Annotated in this window: 24 protein-coding genes and 2 pseudogenes; 11 read left to right on the forward strand and 15 right to left on the reverse strand. The window is 41.2% G+C overall.

Going from position 1 to position 24911, the window contains the following annotated elements:
- Positions 1–934 precede the first annotated feature (934 nt).
- From MICAI_RS19280 to MICAI_RS19295, 4 genes are all read left to right on the forward strand, one after another.
- On the forward strand, positions 935–1243 hold the full coding sequence (locus MICAI_RS19280) for a DUF6679 family protein (RefSeq protein WP_002735547.1): 309 nt from the start codon (positions 935–937) through the stop codon (positions 1241–1243).
- 162 nt (positions 1244–1405) lie between these two features.
- On the forward strand, positions 1406–1867 hold the full coding sequence (locus MICAI_RS19285) for a cupredoxin domain-containing protein (protein ID WP_008206124.1): 462 nt from the start codon (positions 1406–1408) through the stop codon (positions 1865–1867).
- On the forward strand, positions 1864–2949 hold the full coding sequence (gene cax, locus MICAI_RS19290) for a calcium/proton exchanger (protein ID WP_008206126.1): 1086 nt from the start codon (positions 1864–1866) through the stop codon (positions 2947–2949). The genes MICAI_RS19285 and cax overlap by 4 nt, the downstream gene beginning before the upstream one ends.
- 82 nt (positions 2950–3031) lie before the next feature.
- A complete protein-coding gene (locus MICAI_RS19295) occupies positions 3032–4612 on the forward strand; it encodes a S8 family serine peptidase (RefSeq protein WP_039900538.1) in 1581 nt (526 codons plus the stop codon).
- Between the two features lie 191 nt (positions 4613–4803).
- Here the strand turns inward: MICAI_RS19295 and MICAI_RS19300 are convergent, their stop codons facing one another.
- The 12 genes and pseudogenes from MICAI_RS19300 to MICAI_RS26585 form a co-directional block, all read right to left on the reverse strand.
- A complete protein-coding gene (locus tag MICAI_RS19300; RefSeq protein ID WP_008206130.1) occupies positions 4804–6072 on the reverse strand; it encodes a DNA cytosine methyltransferase in 1269 nt (422 codons plus the stop codon).
- 73 nt (positions 6073–6145) lie between these two features.
- Entirely contained in the window at positions 6146–6796 is a 651-nt protein-coding gene (locus MICAI_RS19305; RefSeq protein ID WP_008206132.1) for a HEPN domain-containing protein, read from the reverse strand.
- A 14-nt stretch (positions 6797–6810) separates the two neighbouring features.
- Positions 6811–8052 carry a DUF262 domain-containing protein gene (locus MICAI_RS19310; RefSeq protein WP_008206134.1) on the reverse strand — a complete coding sequence of 414 codons (1242 nt, stop codon included), beginning with the start codon at positions 8050–8052 and terminating at the stop codon, positions 6811–6813.
- A gap of 88 nt (positions 8053–8140) precedes the next feature.
- A complete protein-coding gene (gene guaA / locus MICAI_RS19315) occupies positions 8141–9766 on the reverse strand; it encodes a glutamine-hydrolyzing GMP synthase (protein WP_008206137.1) in 1626 nt (541 codons plus the stop codon).
- A gap of 361 nt (positions 9767–10127) precedes the next feature.
- Complete coding sequence (cbiD, locus tag MICAI_RS19320) at positions 10128–11252, reverse strand: cobalt-precorrin-5B (C(1))-methyltransferase CbiD (RefSeq protein ID WP_008206138.1); 1125 nt, start codon at positions 11250–11252, stop codon at positions 10128–10130.
- A 191-nt stretch (positions 11253–11443) separates the two neighbouring features.
- Positions 11444–11782 carry a HepT-like ribonuclease domain-containing protein gene (locus tag MICAI_RS19325; protein WP_008206140.1) on the reverse strand — a complete coding sequence of 113 codons (339 nt, stop codon included), beginning with the start codon at positions 11780–11782 and terminating at the stop codon, positions 11444–11446.
- On the reverse strand, positions 11779–12069 hold the full coding sequence (locus tag MICAI_RS19330) for a nucleotidyltransferase family protein (protein ID WP_002800547.1): 291 nt from the start codon (positions 12067–12069) through the stop codon (positions 11779–11781). The genes MICAI_RS19325 and MICAI_RS19330 overlap by 4 nt, the downstream gene beginning before the upstream one ends.
- Before the next feature lie 65 nt (positions 12070–12134).
- Positions 12135–12959, reverse strand: a complete 825-nt coding sequence (locus tag MICAI_RS19335; RefSeq protein WP_008206144.1) for a hypothetical protein — start codon at positions 12957–12959, stop codon at positions 12135–12137.
- A 305-nt stretch (positions 12960–13264) separates the two neighbouring features.
- Positions 13265–13510, reverse strand: a pseudogene (locus MICAI_RS19340) (cobalt-precorrin-5B (C(1))-methyltransferase); the annotation flags it as partial.
- A 73-nt stretch (positions 13511–13583) separates the two neighbouring features.
- Positions 13584–13802 carry a HepT-like ribonuclease domain-containing protein gene (locus tag MICAI_RS19345; RefSeq protein WP_008206147.1) on the reverse strand — a complete coding sequence of 73 codons (219 nt, stop codon included), beginning with the start codon at positions 13800–13802 and terminating at the stop codon, positions 13584–13586.
- Positions 13799–13963, reverse strand: a complete 165-nt coding sequence (locus tag MICAI_RS27380) for a nucleotidyltransferase family protein (RefSeq protein ID WP_369751921.1) — start codon at positions 13961–13963, stop codon at positions 13799–13801. The genes MICAI_RS19345 and MICAI_RS27380 overlap by 4 nt, the downstream gene beginning before the upstream one ends.
- An 87-nt stretch (positions 13964–14050) precedes the next feature.
- Positions 14051–14276 (reverse strand): annotated as a pseudogene (locus tag MICAI_RS26585) (IS5/IS1182 family transposase); the annotation flags it as partial.
- Between the two features lie 559 nt (positions 14277–14835).
- Here MICAI_RS26585 and ndhC point away from each other — a divergent pair.
- Genes ndhC through MICAI_RS19365 form a run of 3 tightly spaced genes read left to right on the forward strand, consistent with a single transcriptional unit; the run spans position 14836 to position 16493 of the window.
- Positions 14836–15198 (forward strand): photosynthetic/respiratory NAD(P)H-quinone oxidoreductase subunit C, encoded by a 363-nt coding sequence (gene ndhC, locus MICAI_RS19355; protein WP_002739390.1) that lies wholly within the window; start codon positions 14836–14838, stop codon positions 15196–15198.
- Positions 15199–15245: 47 nt separating this feature from the next.
- Positions 15246–15989, forward strand: a complete 744-nt coding sequence (gene ndhK / locus MICAI_RS19360; protein ID WP_008206153.1) for a photosynthetic/respiratory NAD(P)H-quinone oxidoreductase subunit K — start codon at positions 15246–15248, stop codon at positions 15987–15989.
- The gene (locus MICAI_RS19365; RefSeq protein ID WP_008206156.1) at positions 15990–16493 is read left to right on the forward strand and encodes an NAD(P)H-quinone oxidoreductase subunit J; all 504 of its coding nucleotides are present in this window, start codon (positions 15990–15992) and stop codon (positions 16491–16493) included. It abuts the gene before it with no gap.
- Between the two features lie 80 nt (positions 16494–16573).
- Here MICAI_RS19365 and MICAI_RS19370 read toward each other — a convergent pair whose 3' ends face one another.
- A complete protein-coding gene (locus MICAI_RS19370) occupies positions 16574–18079 on the reverse strand; it encodes a UbiD family decarboxylase (protein ID WP_008206157.1) in 1506 nt (501 codons plus the stop codon).
- A gap of 180 nt (positions 18080–18259) precedes the next feature.
- On the opposite strand from MICAI_RS19370, the gene MICAI_RS19375 reads away from it, so the two are divergent.
- From MICAI_RS19375 to MICAI_RS19390, 4 genes are all read left to right on the forward strand, one after another.
- Positions 18260–19396 (forward strand): AAA family ATPase, encoded by a 1137-nt coding sequence (locus MICAI_RS19375; protein ID WP_008206159.1) that lies wholly within the window; start codon positions 18260–18262, stop codon positions 19394–19396.
- Positions 19393–19947: a DUF3226 domain-containing protein gene (locus MICAI_RS19380; RefSeq protein WP_308418470.1), complete on the forward strand. Its 555-nt coding sequence runs from the start codon at positions 19393–19395 to the stop codon at positions 19945–19947. Before MICAI_RS19375 ends, MICAI_RS19380 begins: the two co-directional genes overlap by 4 nt.
- Positions 19948–20502: 555 nt before the next feature.
- Entirely contained in the window at positions 20503–21102 is a 600-nt protein-coding gene (locus MICAI_RS19385; protein ID WP_002752469.1) for a peroxiredoxin, read from the forward strand.
- A 167-nt stretch (positions 21103–21269) separates the two neighbouring features.
- The gene (locus tag MICAI_RS19390; RefSeq protein WP_008206164.1) at positions 21270–22529 is read left to right on the forward strand and encodes an L-lactate MFS transporter; all 1260 of its coding nucleotides are present in this window, start codon (positions 21270–21272) and stop codon (positions 22527–22529) included.
- Positions 22530–22645: 116 nt separating this feature from the next.
- On the opposite strand, the gene MICAI_RS27680 is transcribed toward MICAI_RS19390, so the two are convergent.
- A complete protein-coding gene (locus MICAI_RS27680) occupies positions 22646–22906 on the reverse strand; it encodes a PEP-CTERM sorting domain-containing protein (RefSeq protein WP_008206166.1) in 261 nt (86 codons plus the stop codon).
- Between the two features lie 966 nt (positions 22907–23872).
- Positions 23873–24766: a DMT family transporter gene (locus tag MICAI_RS19400; RefSeq protein WP_008206167.1), complete on the reverse strand. Its 894-nt coding sequence runs from the start codon at positions 24764–24766 to the stop codon at positions 23873–23875.
- Between the last annotated feature and the right edge of the window lie 145 nt (positions 24767–24911).

The raw sequence follows: 24911 nt of genomic DNA on the forward strand, positions 1-24911 counted from the left end.
GAACCTAAAATCCATTTTTAATTTAATTATAACCAGCTACTTAACAATTGAGATGGCAAATTCTCCTCAAATATGCCTGAATCGCTCTCTGGGTAAGCAACTCACATAAAGTTCATTTTGTCAAGGCTCCTTAAGATGTGCTACCCTGAAGTAGCTATAAGCTCACAGCCATTTTTTATTTAGGGTTGGCTGAATAAATGTGAAATATAGACGAGGTAAGGGGTTTGGGGGACTGTTTGGCCAAGCAACTGCAAGATTTTCCAGCTAGTGGCTCAAAAACCTGGCATCTTGAGCGGCGATCGCGTCCTGTCGGGGCGAAGCATTTGGCATAACCTATCGCTGAAACCGTAGATTTTCTATCCGAATGCTTCGCCCCTACTTTTTCAGCAAACCCTATCTATCGGCCAACGGAATCAAGTGGCGAGCGATGGCCCATGACTTGCCAAGATGACAGAGCGTCTATAGCTATTTTTCGGGGTTGGAAAGGGGACGGTACTGATAGCATTTTTCAAAAGTAATGGCAGATATGGTTAATTGCCCTCACCCCCCCAACCCCCCGATGTCGGGGGGGCAAGGGGGGGAGATGGGTCTAGGATACCTGCCATGAATAAAGAAAAATGGCATAACCTCATCCCTAAACCTCATTCCCGATTCCATCCAGGAATACTGTTAGGAAGTGAAAATTTATGTCACAATGACTCTATAAGGGCGATTTTTTAGTGATCGCCGAGGCCGTCTATTAATCGAATCGATGTCTTTGAAGAACGTAGCCCCAAACCGGAAACCTGACTTTCCTTTCCCATTCTTGCCACTGATAGCGGAATTTTTCTCCCTTTTGTGTTATCCGCGGGAATTTTTGAGCTATTGCTGAGATTGGCATTTTGTCACTTCCCGTTAGTTGAATTCAACAAAAGAAGCTGTTTAGGAGCAATTTATGTTACACCGCAAGATTTATCAATTCTGTATGGATGGTCAGGAAGTCTGCATTTTCTTGCGCGATCAGCAAAGATGGATTGATAATGCTCGTATTATCGATCTAGAAAGCGATCTCGTCACCATTCGCTACGAAACAGAGGAAGAAGACGAAATTAGTTCTTGGGAAGAAATGGTGCGTTTAGAAAGTATCGGTGCGGTGAGCAGAAAACTGGCATCGGTGTCGCGGACGAATCCTGATATTAATGTCTCGGAAGATTGTCCGGAAGCAGAACAACTTTATCCCCATTCTCCCGATAGCTTAGATTAATTTTGTCGATTTAAATTACAGTGGCTAGAAGTCCCGAGGTTTGAACAGTAGCCAAGGGACTTTTAGGGAATGGAAGGGAAGAGAGCCGCTAAGAATCACCACTTGTTCTAAAATTATCGTCAAAGCCCCCAGATTTTCTCTATTATAAGCTGCAGGAGCAAAATGAATTCTAATCCCTACTTCGCTGGCAAGGATATCTATCAAAAATTTGTGGCAGTAGTAATAATTTTAATTAGTTGTTGGTTAGTAACTTTTCCCGCCTTCGCTGGCTCTGCCCCTCTAGAAGTTAAAATTAGTCTAGGCTCCGGGCAAGGAGAATTAAAATTCTTTCCTAGTCAACTAGACTTTATTGCTGGACAAAAATACAAATTAATCCTCGATAATCCCAGTCCCACTAAACATTATTTTACCGCTAAAGACTTCGCTGATGCTAGTTGGACTCAGAAAGTTGAAGCGGGAAAAGTGGAGATTAAAGGGGCAATTCACGAACTAGAATTAAAACCTAATGCACAGGCAGAATGGGTAATAGTTCCACTCAAAACCGGTAAGTATAAATTAATCTGTACTATTCCGGGTCATGCCGAAGCGGGAATGGTGGGAGAAATTGCCATTAATAACCCATGAATTTAAGAAAAATTGTCTCCTTTGCTTTCCTATTATTTATTCCCCTATCGGTGGTCGCTAGTCGTCTTAATTGGGGAGATCAAGCTATTTTTATCACTGCCGCTTTATCGATTATTCCCCTGTCAATTTGGTTAAGTACGTCTGTGGAAAGAGTTGCCGTAGTCACTGGGCCAACTTTGGGAGGATTAGTTAATGCTATCTTTGGCAATACTACCACTTTAGTTATTGCCTTAATTGCCCTAAAAAAAGGCTTGGTGGACATCGTACAAGCCAGTATTACCGGTAGTATTCTCAGCGATTTATTATTATTTATGGGCATGGGAATGCTCACGGGAGGAATTCGCTACAAAGAGCAGGAATTTAAACCGATTTTAGCGCGGGTAAATGGTTCTTCTATGACTTTAGCAGTAATAGCGATCGCTTTACCAACTTTAGTAATATATACTTCTAAGGTGGTGGAAGTTGCCGATATTCTCAGCCTTTCCCTAGTCACCGCCACGGTTTTATTAATAGTTTACGGGTTAACCTTATTATTTTCCCTGAAAACCCATAGCTATCTCTACGAAGTGGGATTAAGTAACGAAAATACCCCCGACAATCAGGTTAGTGAGGAAGAAAAAGCTCAAGTCTGGATTTGGTTACTTGTGCTGCTTACTTCCACTGTAGCTGTAGCCTATGAGTCGGATTTATTTGTTGATGTAGTGGAATCGGTGATGGAAGGATTTAATCTCACTCCTCTCTTTATCGGGGTAATTTTTATTCCTTTAATTAGCGATGTTTCTGGAATAGTTACCGTCACTCAATTAGCCCTAAAAAATCAGATGGATTTAACGGTTTCCGTGGCTATGGGTGATAGTTTATTGGTGGCTTTATTCGTGGCACCTTTATTAGTTTTTATCGGTCAATTTTGGCAGCAACCGATGGATTTAAATTTTAATCCCTTTAACGTGGTGGCTTTAATTGTGGCGGTGGTTGTCACTAATTTAATCAGCTTTACTGGTCGTTCCAATTGGTTAGATGGAACCCTATTACTAGCTACCTATTTAATCTTGGCAGTGGCTTTTTATTACCATCCCACCTAGCCAAAAAAGAGATTTCGGTATTTTATGAGATTTCTGTCTTAAAATGGATCGATAGCACCTTACTGCCGCAGGATTGCTGATGATGAAAAGAGGGTTTTGGTTTGTCGTCGGGTTAGTAGTAACGATAATTCTGCTTCCTTCCCTAGTTCTTTCTAATTCCATCGGTGAACAGGGAATTTATGCTGATCGCCTGCGGGCGGAACCCTATAATTTATTAGGGCGAAAAATTGCCATCGGTCAAGTGGAAATCGGCCGACCGGCTCAGTTCGGTTATGATAAAGTGGCAGCTTGGCAGCCTCCCTATAAATTAGCCGGTGTTTTTTTTCGCGATCAAATTGCCAAACCCAACACCTATCTAGATAATCACGCCGCTATGGTGGCAACGGTGATGGTCAGTGATGATAAAAAAATCCCCGGAGTGGCCCCAAAAGCGAGATTATATTCGGGGGCGGTGGGTTCTTTGCGACGCGGTGGACAACCGGAAGAATGTCTTACTAGCCAAAATATTGCCCGACAAAATAGCGGTGATGTGCGAGCGATTAACTTTAGTTTTGGGGAATCTTTGCAAAGAGATCAACGACAGGAACCAAAATTAGATGGTCAAGCTTTATTAACTCAATGTGTTGATTGGTCATCGCGAGTTGAGGATGTTCTTTATGTAATTGCTGGTAATCAAGGTAAGGGAGGAATTCCCATTCCCACCGATCATTTTAACGGCATTACTACCGCTTATACAGCCAAAAGAGAAGGAAAATTTACTAAAGTTGATTTTGCTAATATTAGTGCTTTGCCAGTGGGTATTGGTCGCAGTTTAATTAAACGGGAAATTAATGATGGTTCGCGGCGGTCAATTAATTTAGTTGCCCCCGGCAATAAAATAGAGCTTTATGACCTCAAAGGTAAATTAAATACTGTTAGTGGCACCAGTTTCGCCGCCCCTCATATTACAGCATCCGTGGCACTTTTACAAGAATACGGCGATCAACAAATTAATCAAAAAAATCCCCATTGGAGTCTCGATTCTCGTCATCATCAAGTGATGAAGGCAGTGATGCTTAATGCTGCCGACAAAATTAAAGATACGGGCGATGGGTTACGGTTGGGTATGAGACGGACGGTCTTAACTAAAGACCAAAAAACTTGGTTAGAGTCCGATGCTTATAAAGACCCGAAAATTCCTTTAGATATGCAGATGGGGACGGGACATCTTAACACTTTTCGCGCCTACCAACAGTTTAGTAATGGTCAATGGTCGGCCGCAGAATCTATTCCTGCCATTGGTTGGGATTACAATACAGTTACCGCTAATAGTTATCAAGATTATGCCCTAGAGAAGCCCTTAAAAGCTAACAGTTTTGTTTCGATAACTTTAGCTTGGGATCGTTTGGTAGAACTAATCGATACTAATCGCAATAACCTCTATGATCTCGATGAAAGTTTCCGGGATCGCAGCCTGAATAATTTAGATGTTTATCTTTTACCTGCCCAGGAGGATAATAATACTAAATACACCTGTGCTTCCCTGAGTGATAGTGATAGTTTAGAGCATATTTTTTGTCCTGTACCTATCTCTGGAAACTATAAAATTCGGGTTCAATATCGTCAACAAGTTAACGAAAAAGAACAGGCTTTTGCTCTTGCTTGGTGGACGGTTCCCGAATAATAAAAATGATAGTAAGTAGGTAGGTGTTAAAAGTTGTCAGATACCCCCCTTATCAAGGGGGGCAGGGGGGATCGAAGGCAAAATCTATCTTCTATTTAATTAAAACCACTTACTTAAATCCTGTTGAAAAAGTATAGGGGGAGTGGGAAGATGGGAGCGAGTTTTTAAAGTTCTATTGGCAGTTAATTGTACTATCTCTGAGAGACACCTCGTTTTCTTTTCGGGATAACATCGTCAGGTATTCCCCAATAGTTTGATGCCTGAGACACATTATATAGCAATAAGTCTTCGGGCATTTTTTCTAAAATAACTCGGTTGAAATTGGCTGGATTAATATTCATTGCTCCCATCACAGCATCACCAAGTTCTTTCGATAATAGCGGAATAACTGCATTACCAATCTCACGAAAACCATGCCATATTGTGCGGTGAAACTGAAACCAATCGGGGAATGTATGTAATCTGGCGGCTTCTCGTACAGTAATACAACGAGGAATAGAATAGTGAATAGGTCTAGGAGCAGTATAGGCCCCTTTGTCGCTATTAGTTCCGGCCCGGAGAGTGTTACATAAACCAGTGGGAGAAAGCTTGAAAAAGCGACTTTTTGGTTCCACTGTACCCGGTTCGGTTACGATAAATCTATCAATCGATCTTTGGGTATGAACTGAGCCTATATGTCCATAGATTTTTGTATCTACTGTTCTTTGATGGCAAAGTTTAAAAATATCCCTTGGCTGCACTGAATATTTTTTCCTCTTACCACTATAATCTAATTTTGATGCGGGTATGCCTAAATCAGTATCGATAAAGGCTGGTATTAATTCTAAATCTGAAATCGCATCATAGACGCTGGTAAAAGCTGATTTTTTGGCTGGGTTTAAATCGACGGTCTTTGTCAAAGGATATTTAGCCATCGTCACATCTTTTCGACTACCAATTAAGATTAATCTTCTGCGCTTTTGTGGTGCGCCGTATTCACTGGCATCAAGGATTTTAATCGGCTGATTAATTGTATAGCCAATAGCTTCAAATTCAGAGATTAACTCCTCTAAAAATTGTTTATGTTTACCCGTAGCCATGCCGGGGACATTTTCAAAGATAAAATACTTGGGTTTAATTTCTGCTACAATCCGCAGATATTCAAATACAAGAGAATTTCTAGGATCATCTATTTGTCGTTTACCAATCAATGAAAAACCTTGGCAGGGGGGACCGCCGGCAATTAAACTAACATCGGTGGCATAGCCTTTTAGTTTTAATAATTCCCATATTTCTCTACTTGTTACTTTGGCTATATCCCGGCAAATAGTTTGACAATAGGGAAAGTTAAAATGATGAACCAAAGAATGGACTGCATCAAACTCCACCGCTACAGCAATATCAAATCCCGCCGCTTCTAGACCAAGAGACATCCCACCGCAGCCAGCAAATAAATCGATCGCAATTGGTCTATGTTTCACCTTGATGATTAGCTCTCTATTGTCTGCCTTTCATTATACTATATTTCTGATATAATTAACACTTTAAGTTTTATTAAGAGTGCAATTCCTTGAGCAAGTTAGTAATCAATTGATCGACTTTCTCTAATTCTTGAATAATTTGTTTAACTCTCTCTAATTCGTCGGCAGGGTTAGGCGTTTTTTTCGTTTTTATTGCTGAAGAATGAGCGATTTCACCGCGTTCTTCTCCAAAAGTATCCATATTTAGTAACCAAACTTTATCTAAGTCATCACTATCGATGCCGATTGGTAAGAGTAATTTTAATAGGTTAGTTTCTTTAATCCCATGATTTTGATCGATAACGGATTTAAAACATCTAATCGCTATGTCAATTTTTTTAGTGATTTTTAGTTTATCTTCAGGCAGATTTTTCTTACCTTTAAGAGGAGTAAGGGTGTCGGGAGGAGCTTCCATTTCTTGACCAGAAAAAGCGATTACACATAACAAAACTCCACTAGCTTTACCTTGATTATCCCAGATTTTTTTTGCTGTCAGTACGGTATCCCAAACTCGATCTTCAAGATAAGATTCAATCTCAGCATGAGCAAAAACTCGATAGGCAAAAGTTAAAGCTAATTGTCTTTCAGAATATTCATTTATCTCGCTAAATTTACGACGTAGTAATTGTTTTTTTAGTCGATTCAATTCTTTGGTTAGTTGTCTAAATCTCAGAGATTTCGGCATAGTAAAAAAACTAACTATCTTAACCCCTTAAAAATAATACGATTGTCTTCCATCTGAGGAATATTGAAGTTAATATCTAATACTTTTGATAAAGCTTGACCCCATAAATTAAAACGATTGTAAGTTGCTCTAATACTTTTAGTAGTTTTTTCTACTGAGTTCCTAAATTCATTGTCAGGGTTAGATAATAATCCTTTAAAAGCATTTTCTATCTGTTCTTTGTTTTTCTCGGCAGCTGCTCTAATTAGATCATCGCAAAAGTAAAAAACCATCACATCTAAAATTGCTCGATTGAACTGACTTCGATACTTTCCTTCTTTATATAACCAGAGACGAGAAAAGTTTTTCTCTCCAAAAATATTAATTGTTGTTTGGACAGCTTTTTCAAATTGATCAACAACATTGATAATTTCATCTGAGCGTTTTTCCCATTCTTGATTGAAATTTTGACAGGTTTTATCTAGAAGTATCTTAACATCACCGCGATAATCGGATAAATAATAATGAAAAGCTACATAACGCAATAGTATATCAGTGTCGCGCATCCGGAAATCGGGATAGGAAGATTTAAATATTTTCTTTAATGCTTGACTTTCGATCGCTCGATCATCTAAAAAATTAATAAAACCCCCTGGGTGTAATGCTTGTCTTAATTCTTGAGAAGACAAAGGGGTATTTTCCACATTGAGACGCAGAAAAATTTTATGGAGGAAACTCTCCGTTTTCCAATTACGGATAACAATCGTGCGGATAGTTTGATTATCCAGTTGGTCTAAGAAATCATTTAAATTGAAGTCATTTTCTAGATCCTGATATTGGCAGCCATTGAGATTATCTAGAAATTCTAAATCTTTTAAAGTAAAACTATTATTAGGTGTGGCACTGTCACCATAAAACTGTAAAATTGTTAGTAGGCGTTGTTTGCCATCAAGAACGATAAATTTACCTTTTTCCTTATTATTAGTAGCTAAGACAATCAGTGGGACTGGAAACCCTAGAATTAGGGATTCAATAAATCGACTTTTACGAGTAATATTCCAAGCATCTCGTCTTTGAAAGCGCGGATTGAGTTGAATATTTTCTCGAATTAATTGATCGCGGATCGTTGCGGTAGTCCAATCACTTCCAGCAACAACAGTCTCGGAGATTTCTTTGAGTTGTAGCTTTTTTTGGTTTGCTGATTCTCCTTCAATATCTTCTTCTTCTTCCGCAAAATCCACCGCTTCTATTTCTTCTAAAATCTCTAACTGTGTCATGGTAGTAATTAATCTCCTCAATTGTCTATTCTGCAAAAATCCCGCCCCAATATTTGGACGGGACTAACAATCAATCAATAATTCAATACTACTCCCATTCTATAGTTCCGGGGGGCTTAGAAGTAATATCATAAACCACGCGGTTAACTCCCTTAACTTCATTGACAATGCGATTAGAAATTGTCTCCAATAAATCATAGGGAACCCGCGACCAATCGGCAGTCATTCCGTCTTCACTGCTGACTAAACGTAGGACAATGGGATAAGCGTAGGTACGTTGATCTCCCATCACTCCCACACTGCGGACAGGCAATAAAACCGCGAAAGCTTGCCAGAAATCGTGATACATTCCCTGCTTATTAATCTCGTCGCGCACCACCCAATCTGCATCGCGCAAAATATTTAATTTATCTGCGGTCACTTCCCCTAAAATGCGAATCGCTAAACCAGGGCCGGGGAAAGGTTGACGACGAACAATTTCTTCCGGAAGACCGATCGATCGACCTAATTTTCTCACCTCATCCTTAAATAATTTTCGCAGGGGTTCGACTAATTTAAACCGGAGATTTTTCGGCAGTCCACCAACGTTATGATGACTTTTAATTTTAACCGCGACTCTTTCCCCGGTTTTGGGATCCACATTACTATCGGCCGATTCAATCACATCGGGATATAAAGTTCCTTGGGCCAGATAATCAAAGGGTCCCAAACGATTTGATTCTTCTTCAAACACCTGAATAAATTCATGGCCGATACGACGGCGCTTTTCTTCGGGATCCGTGACACCGGCCACTTGCGCTAAAAATCGCTTTCTAGCGTTGACATACTCGACTCTAATATGGAATTGCTCGTTAAATATCTGCATTAATCGTTCTGGTTCACCCTTACGCATGAATCCCTGATCGATAAACATACAGGTTAGTTGATCACCGATCGCTCGATGCAACAAGAATGCTAAGGTAGAGGAGTCCACACCGCCAGATAAAGCCAATAAAACTCGCTTATCGCCCACTTTTGCCCTAATTTCTCGGATCGATTCCTCGACAAAAGCTTCCGTGGTCCAAGTGGGTTCGCATTTGCAGATATGATAGACGAAATTCCGAATTAAGGCGATTCCTCCTACAGAATGGACAACTTCCGGGTGAAACTGCACTCCAAAGAGTTTTTTCCTGTGATCGGCAATGGCCGCACAATCGGTATTATCGGTATGAGCGAGAATTTCAAAACCCGATGGCAATTCCACGCAGGAATCTCCGTGACTCATCCAAGCGGTGGAACCGTCCTCGACATTGGTTAATAAATCGGTAGGATCGTTGATAAATAGGGATGCTTTGCCGTATTCGGCCCGTTTTGCCCGTTCTACCCTGCCCCCTAACTGCTGTACCATCAATTGCATCCCGTAGCAAACTCCGAGGACGGGTACACCTAAATTCCAAATTTCGGGATCACAGTGGGGCGCTCCAGGATCATAGACGGAATTGGGACCGCCCGAAAGAATTATTCCTTTCGGGTTGATTTGGACCAACTGTTCGGCGCTGGTACGATAGGAGAGAACTTCCGAGTAAACATTGGTTTCCCGGATTCTGCGGGCGATTAATTCAGAATACTGGGAGCCAAAGTCAAGAATGATGATTATTTGACGATTAAGGCTATTAGTGAAGGACTCTGAGGGCAAAGTCTCTTGAGGGGTAGGAAGGGGGGTTTGAGTTGTCACTGCGATCAAAAAAAGAAACTGGCAGGAAAAGGTTAAAGATTTGTAAACTAAATCGGCTATTGTTCTGGAAATAAGCTACAATAGTATGGCCTTATTAGTTTCATTTTTTAAGACTAAATAGGGCTTGCTGAATAAATGTGAAATGTAGGCAAAGTAAGGGTTTTGGGGCTTTACGAGCGAAACAGGTGCAAGATTTTGAGAGAATCGTCGTTCAAAACCTTGCGTCTTCATCGGCCCGCGTCCTGTAGGGGCGAAGCATTCGGGCAATAACCTATCGGTGAAACCGTAGATTTTCTATCCGAATGCTTCGCCCGTACTTTTTCAGCAAGCCCTAAATATTCCCACGATCATAGCACGGTCACTAGGGAGTGACTTGTAGATTTTGCAAAAATTTAAGGCCATTTTCGCTTTTGCTGATCAAAGAACGAGAGCGATCGAATAAAATACAACCGACCCCAAGATGACCGTTACTGTGGTTATAAACGTATTCTTGGCAACGGCGATCAATCGTATTAGCCATTTCTCCATAGATGCGTTCCACCCAATTATCGCCCGTTTGCCGGTCTAATTGACGCAGATATTCCAGACCGTTTTCGCTGGTGCTACTGTCAAAAATTTGCCGGAGATGGGGGGTAGCTAAACCCATTTTAGCGGCGTAGGCGGTGAGAATTTCCCGACGACCATCGGCCAGATGATGGTGAGTCTGAAAGATTCCCCCGGCAAGTTTAATTAATTTACCGTGATAACCAAACAAAAGAATTTCAGAGATTCCCTGTAATTGTGCCTCTAATAACATCGGCCCGATCCAATTGGCTGTTTTTACCAAAATATCAGGATTAATACCCATTTGAGGGGCTAAATCTAAGCCATTTTCCCCGATACAAAACACCAAGCGATCAAAACGAAGGGATAAATTTTTTAATTGCTTGCGAAAGATTTCCAACTGTCCGGGAGCGCTCAGGGGTTGGGAAATGCCAGTGGTACCCAACAAAGATAATCCCTCTACCACGCCAAAAGCGGCGTTAGAAGTCCTTGTGGCCAGTTTTTTGCCTTCTGGCAGGATAATCGTCACTTTGATGCTTTGTTGGGGCAGTAACAGGGGTCTGAGGTTTTCTTGCAGCAGACGCTGGGCATAACTATAAATAGCTGATTTTCCACCATTATCAACCTGTAGGCCGATTCCTTCGCCGCCTTGAATCTCTATCTCTTGATTACCCGTTTTTCTTTCTACTAACGCCCATATAGGGGTATTTCTAGTTAAATCTAAATTATCCCCCGGATCGCTGCGGGTGATGGCTAGGGCAGCATCGGGGTTGAGTCGGGCAACTTGTTCGATGGCAATTGTAACGGCTTCTGGCGGTTCTAAAAGATTAAAAGTAACGGAATTTAGCTCATTTTCGCCGTGGAGATGCTGGAGAGATGCGATCGCACTGGCACAGGCAAAAACTGGTAAACTGTAACCGGAACGGGGTGGGGAGATAGACATGAATAGGGTCGATAGCCAATCAAATTAGCCGTGATCTGATTATAGAACTAGGGGGCAACCGCTGCTATTTTTGATCATTCTTTGACATCCTCACCACGCTATCTTTTTAAGGATAGTGGCTGAATGGGTTTGATGCTTGACCCAAAAAATGCCTAATCGCTTAGATATTACCTCCATGTTGTCAACTGATTTTAATTATTTTCATTAGCAATAATTTGCTGAATTTGTTGTTTTAATTTAGGTAAATTATCTTTAATAACTCCCCAAACTTCATCTACATTGATTCCCGTGTAGCTATGGATTAAAATATCTCGAAACCCTGCAATTTTACGCCAAGTAATTTCAGGATATTTTTTTCTAATCTCAGGAGAGAGTTGTTTAACAGCTTCTCCAATGACTTCAAAACAGCGAATCACAGCATCTTGAATTAATAAGGATTGATAGAATCTGTCTTTTCCCTCCTGTGTATAAGATTCGATTCGTTCAATTCTGTCTAAAATATCACCTAAATAAATTAAGTCATCATTCATAAAGGAATCACCTCTTTCATGATTCTTTCCCGAAAACAATCTCGTAAACTGTTAATAGTAGCCACATCAACCTTACAGCCTAAATAATCTTCTAAGTCTTGAATTAAACCAATTCTATCTAATAAGTTGCGCCCTTGTTCCATTTCTACTAAAAAGTCAATATCACTGTCATTGCTGTCTTCTCCTCTGGCAACTGATCCAAATATTAGAATATTAAATGCTCCATGTTTTCGAGCAATTTTTATAATATTTTCTCGTCTTTCTTTAAGAAGTTGATAGCGTTTCATTTTCATAATTTCCCGAATCACTCAATATTTTTTTGGGCAAGCAATATTAGTTTTTCCTACAATAATTATAGCATTTTACCCGTACATAACCAATATAAGGGTTCAATTAGTCCAAAAGGTTGCCATTCTTGAGGATTTCTAATCACGGCCGATGTTCCCTCTTTACTTTTTGATTGAATAATTGAATTTGGTTCGCAATATTTACCAAATACTCCGAAGGATGAAGTGGTAAAATATTCAACTTTTCCCTTGTCCTCCTGAGTCCAATTTTCTAGGATTGCATACATTTTAGGAAAGCGTCTTTGTACCAGACCACGAGGATCATCTCGATTAACCCAAAGTTCTGATAAATCACATTTCGTGACAGCAAAAGCGATACGACAACCTTGCGGGTTACGCTGTGTTAAATCTGTAGTAAATTTTTCTAAAGACTTAGCATATACCTCATCTTCTCGATGAGATGTTCCATCTATTGGTAAGAAATATCCACCTATATCACTAAATAAATCATCATAATATTCTGTGAAGTTATTAGATGATGAAAACTCTTTAATATCTCTCAAGAGAGTATCTGGCATATCGTAGATATCAAATGAAACTTCTTCTGTATTTTTAGCCCAAAATAATCCTTTTATTTCCAGAGTAATAGTAAAACGATATAAAGGATGATCGCAAAAGCTACGGTTAAATTCTGTTGGGTTTAACATCACTTGCTCTTTTAAAATGTTTTCTGCCTTATAACTCAATTCTTTTGCAAACGGATAACTCGGTGTTACTTGACAAGATAAGACCTTTTTAGATTTTACCTGATGTTTTTGATGATAAGCTAAAGTCGCAAGATAAGTGCTTAATCCTGCTGCATAAGAACCTATACCGATGATAATAGTCATAACATTTACCTCACAGAAATAATGTGTTTAAAAAGGTTGAATAACTGGACTATTAACCCCACCTACAAACCCATCAAAGACCAATTCAAGAAAAAGAAACTTAGCTGACATTGAGCAGTTAATGGCGGTGGGAGCCTCGCTTTCTTGGCTGAGTAAAAGGCAGTATAAATGAACTTCCCCGTTGACAAAAGGCCATAACATCTGCTGTAGGAGGGATTAAGAGTATTCAAACCAATCGTCCCCAAGTCCTCCAATAAAGTCCGAAAACTAGGCCCGGGAAAGTTCTCTTAATTCCTTTTTTTCTTTATAGGGGTATTTCTAGTTAAATCTAAATTATCCCCCGGATCGCTGCGGGTGATGGCTAGGGCAGCATCGGGGTTCAGTCGGGCAACTTGTTCGATGGCAATTGTAACGGCTTCTGGCGGTTCTAAAAGATTAAAAGTAACGGAATTTAGCTCATTTTCGCCGTGGAGATGCTGGAGAGATGCGATCGCACTGGCACAGGCAAAAACTGGTAAAGTGTAACCGGAACGGGGTGGGGAGATAGACATGAATAGGGGCTATAGCCAATCAAATTAGCCGTGATCTGATTATAGAACTAGGGGGCAACCGCTGCTATTTTTCTCAAAACCCTGCAATTTTACGCCAAGTAATTTCAGGATATTTTTTTCTAATCTCAGGAGAGCGTTGTTTAACAGCTTCTCCAATGACTTCAAAACAGCGAATCACAGCATCTTGAATTAATAAAGATTGATAGAATCTGTCTTTTCCCTCCTGTGTATAAGATTCGATTCGTTCAATTCTGTCTAAAATATCACCTAAATAAATTAAGTCATCCTTCATAAAGGAATCACCTCTTTCATGATTCTTTCCCGAAAATAATCTCGCAAAATGTTAATAGCATCTACATCAACCTTACAGCCTAAATAATCTTCTAAGTCTTGAATTAAACCAATTCTATCTAATGAGTTGCGCCCTTGTTCCATTTCTACTAAAAAGTCAATATCACTGTTATTGCTGTCTTATCCTCTGGCAACTGCTCCAAATATTAGAATATTAAATGCTCGAAAAAATCGAGCAATTTTTATAAAATTATCTTGTTTTTCTTGAAGAAGTTGATAGCGTTTGATTTTTATAATTATCTCTTTGACTAAAGCCTTGTTATACTCATTTTCTGAGTCTGTTATTTTTCCATTTTTCGGTTTTTTTTTCGGTGTATAACTATTACTAGGGTATGGAAGCTCTTCCCTGATAACCACTGTATTCTCTGCTGGTAGTTAAAGGATGAAAACGAATTTGACTTTTTTTAAATAAACTCAAATAAGTAGTCGTGCCAAATTAATTTCCTAGTCGAGACAGGAGACAGGAGACAGGAGACGGGAGACAGCTATTAGGGATCGGATTTGAGTTTTCAGTTCACTGTTTCCTCACACCAGAAGTCTGACGGAGTAGTGGCTTAGATGTGTAATTAATTTTGCTTAGGTACTTAATGATCTATTGTCTTAAGCGATCGCTTTTCTTTTCTGGTGCATTAACAAACTATAGTAGGTCTGACAGCATTTCTCATCATTGAAACTGCCTGGGGGAAATTTTAGTACAAATGCTCGGACTGGTAACTCCGGCGCTCCCGTGCCATCTTAACGGGTAATCTGGATAGTCAATAGCTGATTACGGCCAATTCTTTGTCACCCCGTCAGAGCAAGAGCAAAGCAGGAACAGAAGCAAAGCTCAACCCAATGATTAGCTAATGGTATCGATAAACATCTTCAATGCTGCTTTTGAGAAGGAGACGGGTTGCTAAAGCCTCTATAATAAGTAGCCATAGAGATGCCGACAACTTCCCCTGTCGATAGCGAATAAGGAGAAAAAAAACCCAGTGTTTGTCCTCAAAGGTTACGAGTATTTTCTAGGATTTCTGCTCGCTTGCAGTTTAGTACCAATCCTATCCCTAACTGCCTCCAAAGTCCTGCGGCCTAGTGGTGGCGGTCCAGAAAGACGCACCACCTATGAATCGGGGATGGAACCGATCGGCGGTGCTTGGATTCAGTTTAACATTCGTTATTATATGTTTGCCCTTGTTTTCGTGGTTTTTGACGTGGAAACCGTCTTTCTCTACCCTTGGGCGGTAGCTTTCAATCAATTGGGCCTATTAGCTTTTGTAGAAGCACTGATCTTTATTGCTATCCTTGTGGTTGCTCTCGTCTATGCTTGGCGAAAAGGAGCCTTAGAATGGTCATAATGGCCATAATTTTCCTTATTTTTGACTTTTCATGAGAGGATAACCCGATGAGTCCCAACCCTACCAGCGAATTTAAGCAAATTATCGCACAACAAAGCGAAAAAATCCTCAATCCCATCGAACGTACGAAAGTTACCCAGGATTTATCGGAAAATGTCATCCTGACTACCGTTGATGACCTGTATAACTGGGCGCGTTTGTCAAGTCTTTGGCCGATGCTCTACGGTACAGCTTGCTGTTTTATCGAGTTCGCGGCCTTGATTGGTTCCCGTTTTGATTTCGATCGCTTTGGTTTAGTTCCCCGTTCTAGTCCCCGGCAAGCCGATTTAATCATCACTGCCGGTACAATCACCATGAAAATGGCCCCCGCTTTGGTGCGTCTGTATGAAGAAATGCCGGAACCTAAATACGTTATCGCCATGGGTGCCTGTACGATTACGGGGGGAATGTTCAGCAGTGACTCCACCACCGCAGTTAGAGGGGTAGATAAACTTATCCCCGTGGATGTCTATATACCCGGTTGTCCCCCCCGTCCGGAAGCGATTATCGACGCGATTATTAAACTGCGGAAAAAAGTCGCTAACGAATCTATTCAAGAACGGGGGACTGTCCTCCAGCAAACCAATCGTTATTACAGCACCACCCACAAAATGCAGCCCACGGAACCGATTCTTACGGGTAAATATCTACAATCGGCCACCCGTCAAGCACCTCCGAAAGAGTTACTAGAAGCCACCGGTATGCCTGTTCCCCCCGCTCTTTTGACCACGAAACAAAAGGAAGAAATTTAAATGACTGAAGAAACCACAGCTATTGTGCAAGCTGGCCCCACTTCGATTTGGTTAAGCGAAAATGGTTTTGATCATCAAGCTTTAGAAGCTGACCATAGTGGTGTGGAATTGATTAAAGTAGAAGCAGACTTTTTAATTCCTCTGGCCACTGCTTTATACGCTTATGGCTTTAATTATCTCCAATGTCAGGGTGCTTACGATTTGGGACCAGGGAAAGAATTAGTTAGTTTCTATCATCTGGTCAAAGTAACCGATAATGTCGATAGTCCCGTGGAAGTGCGCTTAAAAGTCTTTCTTCCCAGAGATAATCCCCGGGTTCCCTCGGTTTACTGGATTTGGAAAGCCGCTGACTGGCAAGAACGAGAAAGTTATGATATGTTCGGCATTATTTATGAAGGACATCCCAACCTGAAACGGATTTTAATGCCGGAAGATTGGGTCGGTTGGCCCCTACGCAAAGATTACGTTTCTCCCGAATTCTACGAACTACAGGACGCTTACTAAGTCGAGAAACTAATCACTAATATCGGGTTAGAAGATATTTCTACCCCGATTTTTGCTATTGACTATTTAGTCGGTTAAATCTACATTTCGTAGCCAAATTTATTGGCATCTACTTCTTGTAAATTAATATCGATTAAACCGTATTCTGACCAGCGTTGGGAAACCTTGACCGCCATGGCCGGATCCGACTCCAAAGGTTCCCCCCACTCGTGGTCTGTTTCAGGATACATTTTAGTGGTGGCATCAATTCCCATTCTCCCCCCCAAACCGACCTTTTCGCTGGCAAAATCGAGGCTATCAAAGGGGGTTTCCGGGAGAATAAACACATCGCGAACCGGATCCACTTTAGAACTAATTGCCCAAACCACTTGCCGGGGGTCGCGAATATTAATCTCCTTATCGACGACGATGACAAATTTAGTATAGGTGAACTGGGGTAAGGCACTCCAAAAAGCTAAGGCCGCTCGTCGCGCTTGTCCGGGATAGGCTTTATCAATGGAGATAATCGCCGCTTTATAGCTTAAAGCTTCCATCGGCAGGAAAAAATCCCTGATTTCCGACACCTGTTGCCGTAAAATCGGCGTATAAATACGATTAAGAGCGATCGCCATCATCGCTTCTTCCTTGGGAGGACGACCGCTAAAAGTGGTTAAATAAATGGGGTCGCGACGATGGGTCATGCAGTGGAAATGAATCAGGGGTGAATCTTCCACACCGCCATAGTAACCCATGTGATCACCAAAGGGTCCATCTGGCAATACCTCTCCGGGGGTAATTGTTCCTTCGAGGACGATTTCTGAGTCGGCCGGCACTTCCAAATCAAGGGTTTTACACTTGGCTAACTGTACCCCAGAACCGCCGTACAATCCCGCAAACAGCCATTCTGAGAGATCTACGGGGATAGGAGTGGCAGCGGCCATGATAATTAGAGGATCAACCCCCAAAGCGATGGCTATTTCTAGTTTTTTGCCCATTTGTGCCGCTTTTCGCAGGTGACGCGCCCCACCGCGCACGGATAACCAGTGGACGGTCATGGTATTGTGAGACTGTAGCTGTAAGCGATAGACACCGACGTTAGGGGTTCCCGTTTCGCAATCTTTAGTAATTACTAGCCCTAGGGTGATAATCTGGCCTGCATCCCCCCGATAGGGGCGAATCATCGGGATTTTCTTTAAATCTACTTCATCCCCTTCTAAAATCACCTGTTGACAGGCAGGAAAAAAGTTACGGTTGGGTTTGGCTTTCAGGACATCAAACAACACTTTACCAAAATCGATCGCTTGGGAGAGTTTTTTCGGCGGTTTCGGTTGCTGCAAGAGGGCGAGTTTTTTGCCTAAATCTTCCAATTCTTCGGGTTTATTCAGGTTCATCGCCCAACAGATGCGTTCTACCGTTCCCATCAGGTTAATAGCGACGGGAAACTCAGCCCCTTGCACGTTTTCAAACAGTAGGGCCGGTCCCCCCACCTGTAGCATCCGATTAGCGATCTCGGCAATTTCTAAATCGGCAGAGACCGATGCACTAATGCGGCGTAATTGCCCACGCTCTTCTAAAAGCTTAATAAATCCTCGTAAGTCTCTAGCCATGATGAAGAAATGTAAATAAATCCCTGTCTCTATTATCTCTTAGGGCGGCAGTTTCCGTCGGGGATAGTCACCGTTTTGAGAGTTTGAGGCGATTCTCGTCTAGAATTAAGGAAAAAAATCCCCATCTTGCCAGGGTCATTCCTAACCCTAAATTTATGCTTATCCAGCCAGGAGGTCAACATGATTAAGGATATTGAAATTAGTAATTTTAGATGTTTTGAGCATACCAAAATTGAAGGCTTTGAGCGAGTTAATTTAATTGGTGGTAAAAACAATTCAGGGAAAACTGCCCTGTTAGAGGCTTTAATTGTTGCTGACAAGCCTGAAAATATTTTATTTTTAAGATACTTGATAAGAGAACCAATAAAAATTCATCAGGCATTACCAAAACAGACTTTTGAAAATTTATTTTTTAGGCAAAATCAGCCGCAAGAAATGTTGATTAAAACCCAAAACGAGAATAAACAAGAAACGGAAAATAGAATTATATTCTCTGAAAACATTTCAGAAGAGTTATCAAGAAGCACCAAAATATTTGGGTTATTTGGTGGATTAGATTTGTTATGGGATTTTATAGAAGGAGAATCGTATTTTCCAAAAGGTATAATACCTACTTTGCGATTTAATATAATCGATAAATTCTCAGAAAAGAGTGAGGAATTTATTATAATTGCCACACCCAAAAATTATTTAAATATTAGCTTGAATGGACAATACATAAAACCATTCGACTATAGCTCAGAAAGTGTCAAGAATATGCCAATAATCACAACATCAATGGGAGAAATTAATGCCGATCTAGTCGAAGATTATGAACTTATTGTTTTTCAAGGCAAAAAAAATGAAGTGCTAAATTCTATTCGCATTCTCGATCCATGTATTGAAAATGTTGAGAGTTTTTATCTTGGTTCACCTAGTTTATATCTGACTAGAAAAGGAGAAAATCGTTTACCAATATCACTATTTGGAGATGCTATCAATCGCTTAGTTCAGATAATAATGAAATTAAAGGAAAGTTCTATTTTATTAATTGATGAAATTGAAAACGGTATACATTACACTAATCAAAGAGAGTTTTGGAAAACTTTATTCCGATTAGCTATCGAACTAGATAGCCAAATTTTTGCCACAACTCATAGTTTAGAGATGATCCAAGCTTTTGCCGATGTGGGGTTAGAATATTATCCAGAAGAGGGGGCCTATTTTGAACTAGCAAGGAGTCCCAGAACTGATAAAATTATCGGTATTAAAAGTGAATTAGATATCTTAGATTACGCGCTCAAGCATAATGATCGAATCAGAGGTGAGACGGAATAGAACGAGAAAATTATCGTAGCCTTGAACAACGACTGAAACGACTTAATAACACCCTGCTTAAAGATGATATTCAAAAGATAGGTATTGTTTTAGATTTAGATGAACAAACCAGACAAGAAAGACTTGCTGTGGTTAGTCAATGTATTCAAAGAGTTTTTAGAGAAGCAGTCAGGATAGATGATACCCAAAAGCTATTTCAATTAAATGCTTCTACGAATACTCAAATAGGTTGTCATTTTCTTCATGTTAATGAACAGGGGGAACTAGAGACAGTGTTGAGAGAAATTAAAACCCAAGATTCTCCCCATGCTGATTGTGTAGAAGCTTGGCGATCCTGTCTTGCACAAAAAAATATTGATATAAATCGTAAAAAAATTGATAAATTGTGGATTCAAAACTATATCAGGGAAGATACACCATCACAGAATGAAAAAAGAGCGGCTAAGAAATATTGTAATTTATCCCATGCTTTAACCAAAAAAGACATTTGGAACTTTGAGCATGAGGTATTAAATGAACTCAAAGAATTTTTACAACTATTTGCTATCTAATCAAAAATCCCCCTAGAAATCTAGAGGTATCGAGGGATATATGGAGGGCAAGTTAATCGAGAATCACGTTGGCAAGGTTTGAGCTATCACCACTACAATAAAATCACTACCTGACATTGTAACCCAACCGCCGGAATAGGGACGCTATCCTATCGAGGCCGGTTAAACTCCTTATCGCTCTTCTGGAACTCTGGCAAAAATCTTACAGTCTCTCAACTCTGGCTCTCTTATGGGGTAAGCCTTCAAGCGAGTGCTAACTAACAGAAACCCGAAATTTGAGTTTTTATTAGCAAAAAAGTTAGCGTTCGCTTGTCAAGCAAGGGTTCCAGAATCTAGATTCGGTCAGGGATTTCCGAAAGTCCCAGAAAAGCCATAGGCAGTCCGAGCATTTGTACTAAAATTTCCCCTACGCAGTTTAAATTCAGTAGAGCTTACAACCTTCCCAACACCCAACTAAGGGCCAACTACTCAAAATCGTTATGACTATGATATATTTGTTAAGGAATGTAAAAATAGTTGCATTTTCCCAGAAACTAGATTAAGGAGATTAAAAGTATGACCGCCGAAGGTTGCTTAAGAGTCGGACAAGCGGCGCCGGATTTCACCGCGACCGCCGTTTTCGATCAAGAGTTCAAAACCATCAAATTGTCGGATTATCGGGGTAAATACGTCGTTTTATTCTTCTATCCCCTCGATTTTACCTTTGTTTGCCCCACGGAAATTACCGCTTTCAGCGATCGAGTTAGCGAATTTAGCAGTATCAACACCGAGATTTTAGGGGTGTCCGTCGATAGCGAATTTGCTCACCTAGCATGGATTCAAACCGAGAGAAAATCCGGCGGTGTCGGTGATGTGGCCTATCCTTTGGTGTCGGATCTAAAAAAAGAAATCAGCACCGCTTACAATGTTCTTGACCCAGATGCGGGGGTATCCCTGCGCGGTCTCTTTATCATCGATAAAGAAGGTGTTATCCAACACGCTACTATTAATAATCTTTCCTTCGGTCGCAGTGTCGATGAAACCCTCCGCACTCTGAAAGCGATTCAATACGTCCAATCCCATCCGGATGAAGTTTGTCCCGCCGGTTGGCAAGAAGGCGATGCTACCATGGTTCCCGATCCTGTGAAGTCAAAAGTTTACTTCGCGGCAGTTTAGTTAAAAGTCCTCAGCAGTCCCTCAGCTATAGATGGAAGGACACTTTTACGGGGGTGAATTATTTCACCCCTCATTTTAATCGGAAAATTTTCTGGAAAATTTGGCCCATTAGCCATGACCTCATCTAGAATACTGGTCAGCAAGTCTAGAAAGAGTTACGGCGATCTATGACTACCAGTAATTATGATTCCGAGTTGACAGTTTTGGGATTACCCGCAGCCAAAGGTAGATGGTTATTAATACCTCTAGGAATGGGCGTTTTACTCTGTTTAGGGACGGTGTACTCTTGGAGTATCTTTAGAAAACCCCTAGAAACAGAATTAAATCTCAGTGCCACGGAAAGCCTATTACCCTACACTGTCGCCCTAGTATTTTATGCCGCTTCTATGCCGATTGCCGGTTTTTATATCCCCCGGGTAGGTACTCGCCGGATGACCGCTATCGGCGGAATTATCGTCGGTTTGGGCTATATTCTCGCTAGTTTTGCCGCTCAGATCCAGACAATTATTCTGACCTACGGAGTCATTGCTGGCACGGGAGTCGGCATCGCTTACGGTGTTCCTATGGCAGTGGTGGCGCGCTGGTTTCCCGACAAAAAAGGTTTAGCGGTGGGTTTAACCATTATCGGATTTGGCCTTTCTCCCCTGATTACCGCACCTTTAGCCAATCGATTGATCAATGAATATAGCGTTAGACCAAGTTTAAGATTTTTGGGGATTATCTTTACAATAATTATTGTGATAATTGCGATCACAATGAAGTTACCCCCTCAAGACTGGCAACCCCCCGCAAATTTAGCTAATCGAAAATCCGACTTTCCGGCCAATTATCCAGTGAATATGCTGAAAAGTCGCTCATTTTATGGCTTATGGCTTTGCTATGCCATTGGTGCTTTAATTGGCTTGAGTGCTATCGGTATTTCTAGTCCCGTCGCCGAGGAAATTATCCAGATTGAGCCGGGGTTAGCCGCTAGTAGTGTGGCTTTATTTGCTTTGTTTAATGGTATTAGTCGTCCTTTGTTCGGTTGGTTAAGCGATCGCTGGAAACCCCATTATCTAGCGATCGGAGCCTATACACTCATTTTGATCGGTTGCCTGTTGATGGTCAAGGCCGAAAAAGGGGCGGTTACTAGCTATCTAGTGGCTTTTTGTCTATTTTGGTTTTGTTTAGGGGGATGGTTAGCCCTAGCTCCCGCTACCACTCTCCACTTCTTTAATCCTGACCACTACGCCCAAAATTACGGTCTTGTTTTTACTGCCTACGGTGTCGGCGCTTTGATCGGCACTTTAGTAACTGGTAGAATTCGCGATTGGTTCGGTACTTACACTTATGCTTTTTATGCTATGGCTGTATTGGCAATACTGGGCATTTTTCTGGCTAGTGCCTTACTGAAAAGAGAGCGAGCGCAGCTAATCAATCCTAGCTAGGGGAGTTTTACTCACATCCTGATTAGCCAGTTAATCTTAGCCTGGAGTAGATACTGCTACCATTTTATCTCAATTAACAGTAAAAGTTGGCTACAGATAACTAGGATTACCATGATTCAGCCAACCCTATTTAGGTAGCGATCGCCGTCATTGGAGGGCTTCAGTTTGCGTTTGAGGGTAAAAGTTGCGCCGATTGTGCCGAGGGCAAGGAGGCTGAGGATAGAGGATGGTTCGGGGACTGACATAGGTCCCTCACCCGGACCATACTGATTCAGGCGGAAGTTATTGAGATGGGGACTGGTAGCGAGCCAGTTAGGACTTTCTTCAGTTGGTATGGTTCTGTCAGGCAGCACGTTGGTGATGTGATAGGTATTCATGATGTTTAGGTAATCTGGCAGGGTCGTACTTGATGTCCATGACCATTCCAGAACAGTTGAAAAGTCGGCAGCACTAGCTGTTGCCATCCCTCCTAAAGTCGCTACAGTACCGCCTCCAGCAAGTGCAATATTGAATAACTGGCTCTTCTAGGTTCTGTGTGATAAGTTTAACTTATATAGGATCGATCAATCTTTGTGTCCTTTGTGTCTTTGTGGTTCCTTCCACTCGCTCGCTAGGAAGAATGTATCTTAGAATACATTTTGCCCACCAAACCTAAGAGAGCCAAAACGGCTCTTCTGATTTCTGTGTGGAAACGAGTTTTATACTGATAGTTTCTTCCCCACAATAGTCCTAAAAGTTATGCCCGATAAGCACTTCAGGATTCCCTAAGCAAAAATTATCACACAAATTCGAGAAGAGCCGAAAAACCTTCATTGTAGAAACTACTATTGAGAACATTTTCAATAATTGATTTTTTCTGAGAAAAAAATATAATTCTTCACCTTGATAAAAATTAATCATTGTAGCTATAGTCCTTACTGGCAACAGGTTTTAAGCAATATATTAGTAAAAATTATCAATTGAATGTTAAGAATTGCGGAAAGTGGGATCAAAAGCTACAATTTTACAAATCTTTGCATTCGTGGTCTAGATTGCGCTCGCCATCGGGGCATAATCTGAGAATAAGCGATTTAAATCCGTCTTAGCTTACAAGGACGTTAGACGGCAGTGACCATTCAGGACATTCTCAACGAATTTAGAGAGGCGCCAACATCTAAACGGGACATGGGCGACAAGTTCGAGTGTTTGGTGTTGGCCTATCTGAAAAATGCCCGATGTTTGAAGGTTTTTCTATTCATCCTTTCCGTCTAAACTGATAGGGTGAATAGGGTCAACTTCTACATTCCGCTCGCTGCTCCCCGCTCCCATTCAGTCTTAACCGGTAATTTAGAGACACCAACAGCTTATCCGCCTAAAATAGCAATGCCTACGCCGATTAACAGAATTAATCCGCCATAAATGACTTCTTGGGCTGGTATTTCACCAAAAATGAACACTCCTAACAGACTAGCGGCAATTGGCTCTAATAAAATTACCATGGTTACTATTGTCGGTGCTACCCATCGCAAAGCCCAGTTAAAGCTAGTATGACCGATTAATTGCGGAAAAATCGCCATCATTAACACATAAACATACACGGATAGGGGATAGCTTTCGTAATCTTGACCAAATAAAAAAACAGAAGGTAATAAGGCTAATCCTGCGGTAGTGTAGGCTACAGTTATATAATTCTTAATATTTAAGCCCTTTCTTTGTGCTTCCCGTCCGAGGAGAATATAACCACTGACGAGAATTGCCCCCATTAAAGCCAAGCTATTGCCCAATAAAGGGTTAGGATAAGAACTACTGACATCTCGATCGGCTAAAACAATCAATAATCCCCCCGTTAGAGCCACAAAAATGCCTATAAAGGTTAATTTGCTCGGTTTTTCTCGAAACCACCACCAACCCAACAGGGAAACCCAGAGGGGATTAGTAGTGACTAAAGTGGTAGAAGCGGCGATCGAGGTGTAGGATAGAGAACTAATCCAAGTAGCAAAATGGAGAGCTAAACAAAATCCTGCCCCCACTGCGTAATAATAGGCTTGAATGGGGACTTTTTGGCGTGATAAGGTAAACCAGTTCGGAATTAGGACAACGGAAGCCAAGATCAGACGAGAAGTCGCTAAAAATAAACTAAATGCGATCGTAGCATTACCTACCGCTTCGATCGCTAACCGGATAAAAATTGCCGATGCAGAAACCGACACCACACCGATAGTTAAAATAAAAATAATTTTGGCGTTAGAAGGAGGCAAAATAGGCTACGCTTACGCGATGATCAATGATGTTGTTCACCAGTTATTTTAACCGCAGGCAGGAGTCGGTCGTCAGGAGATAGGGTGATAGGGTTTTGGGGTGATAGGGTGATGAGACAGCTTCCCCACTTCCCCACTTCCCCAC

The sequence above is a fragment of the Microcystis sp. T1-4 genome (assembly GCF_000297435.1).
Taxonomy (GTDB): domain Bacteria; phylum Cyanobacteriota; class Cyanobacteriia; order Cyanobacteriales; family Microcystaceae; genus Microcystis.

Excerpts from the sequence above, each read along its gene's own strand:
- MICAI_RS19280 (WP_002735547.1), top strand. The coding sequence starts at position 935 with ATGTTACACCGCAAGATTTATCAATTCTGTATGGATGGTCAGGAAGTC.
- MICAI_RS19285 (WP_008206124.1), top strand. The coding sequence starts at position 1,406 with ATGAATTCTAATCCCTACTTCGCTGGCAAGGATATCTATCAAAAATTT.
- cax (WP_008206126.1), top strand. The coding sequence starts at position 1,864 with ATGAATTTAAGAAAAATTGTCTCCTTTGCTTTCCTATTATTTATTCCC.
- MICAI_RS19295 (WP_039900538.1), top strand. The coding sequence starts at position 3,032 with ATGAAAAGAGGGTTTTGGTTTGTCGTCGGGTTAGTAGTAACGATAATT.
- MICAI_RS19305 (WP_008206132.1), bottom strand. The coding sequence starts at position 6,796 with ATGCCGAAATCTCTGAGATTTAGACAACTAACCAAAGAATTGAATCGA.
- MICAI_RS19310 (WP_008206134.1), bottom strand. The coding sequence starts at position 8,052 with ATGACACAGTTAGAGATTTTAGAAGAAATAGAAGCGGTGGATTTTGCG.
- cbiD (WP_008206138.1), bottom strand. The coding sequence starts at position 11,252 with ATGTCTATCTCCCCACCCCGTTCCGGTTACAGTTTACCAGTTTTTGCC.
- MICAI_RS19325 (WP_008206140.1), bottom strand. The coding sequence starts at position 11,782 with ATGAATGATGACTTAATTTATTTAGGTGATATTTTAGACAGAATTGAA.
- MICAI_RS19330 (WP_002800547.1), bottom strand. The coding sequence starts at position 12,069 with ATGAAACGCTATCAACTTCTTAAAGAAAGACGAGAAAATATTATAAAA.
- MICAI_RS19335 (WP_008206144.1), bottom strand. The coding sequence starts at position 12,959 with ATGACTATTATCATCGGTATAGGTTCTTATGCAGCAGGATTAAGCACT.
- MICAI_RS19345 (WP_008206147.1), bottom strand. The coding sequence starts at position 13,802 with ATGAAGGATGACTTAATTTATTTAGGTGATATTTTAGACAGAATTGAA.
- ndhK (WP_008206153.1), top strand. The coding sequence starts at position 15,246 with ATGAGTCCCAACCCTACCAGCGAATTTAAGCAAATTATCGCACAACAA.
- MICAI_RS19365 (WP_008206156.1), top strand. The coding sequence starts at position 15,990 with ATGACTGAAGAAACCACAGCTATTGTGCAAGCTGGCCCCACTTCGATT.
- MICAI_RS19370 (WP_008206157.1), bottom strand. The coding sequence starts at position 18,079 with ATGGCTAGAGACTTACGAGGATTTATTAAGCTTTTAGAAGAGCGTGGG.
- MICAI_RS19375 (WP_008206159.1), top strand. The coding sequence starts at position 18,260 with ATGATTAAGGATATTGAAATTAGTAATTTTAGATGTTTTGAGCATACC.
- MICAI_RS19385 (WP_002752469.1), top strand. The coding sequence starts at position 20,503 with ATGACCGCCGAAGGTTGCTTAAGAGTCGGACAAGCGGCGCCGGATTTC.
- MICAI_RS19390 (WP_008206164.1), top strand. The coding sequence starts at position 21,270 with ATGACTACCAGTAATTATGATTCCGAGTTGACAGTTTTGGGATTACCC.
- MICAI_RS27680 (WP_008206166.1), bottom strand. The coding sequence starts at position 22,906 with ATGAATACCTATCACATCACCAACGTGCTGCCTGACAGAACCATACCA.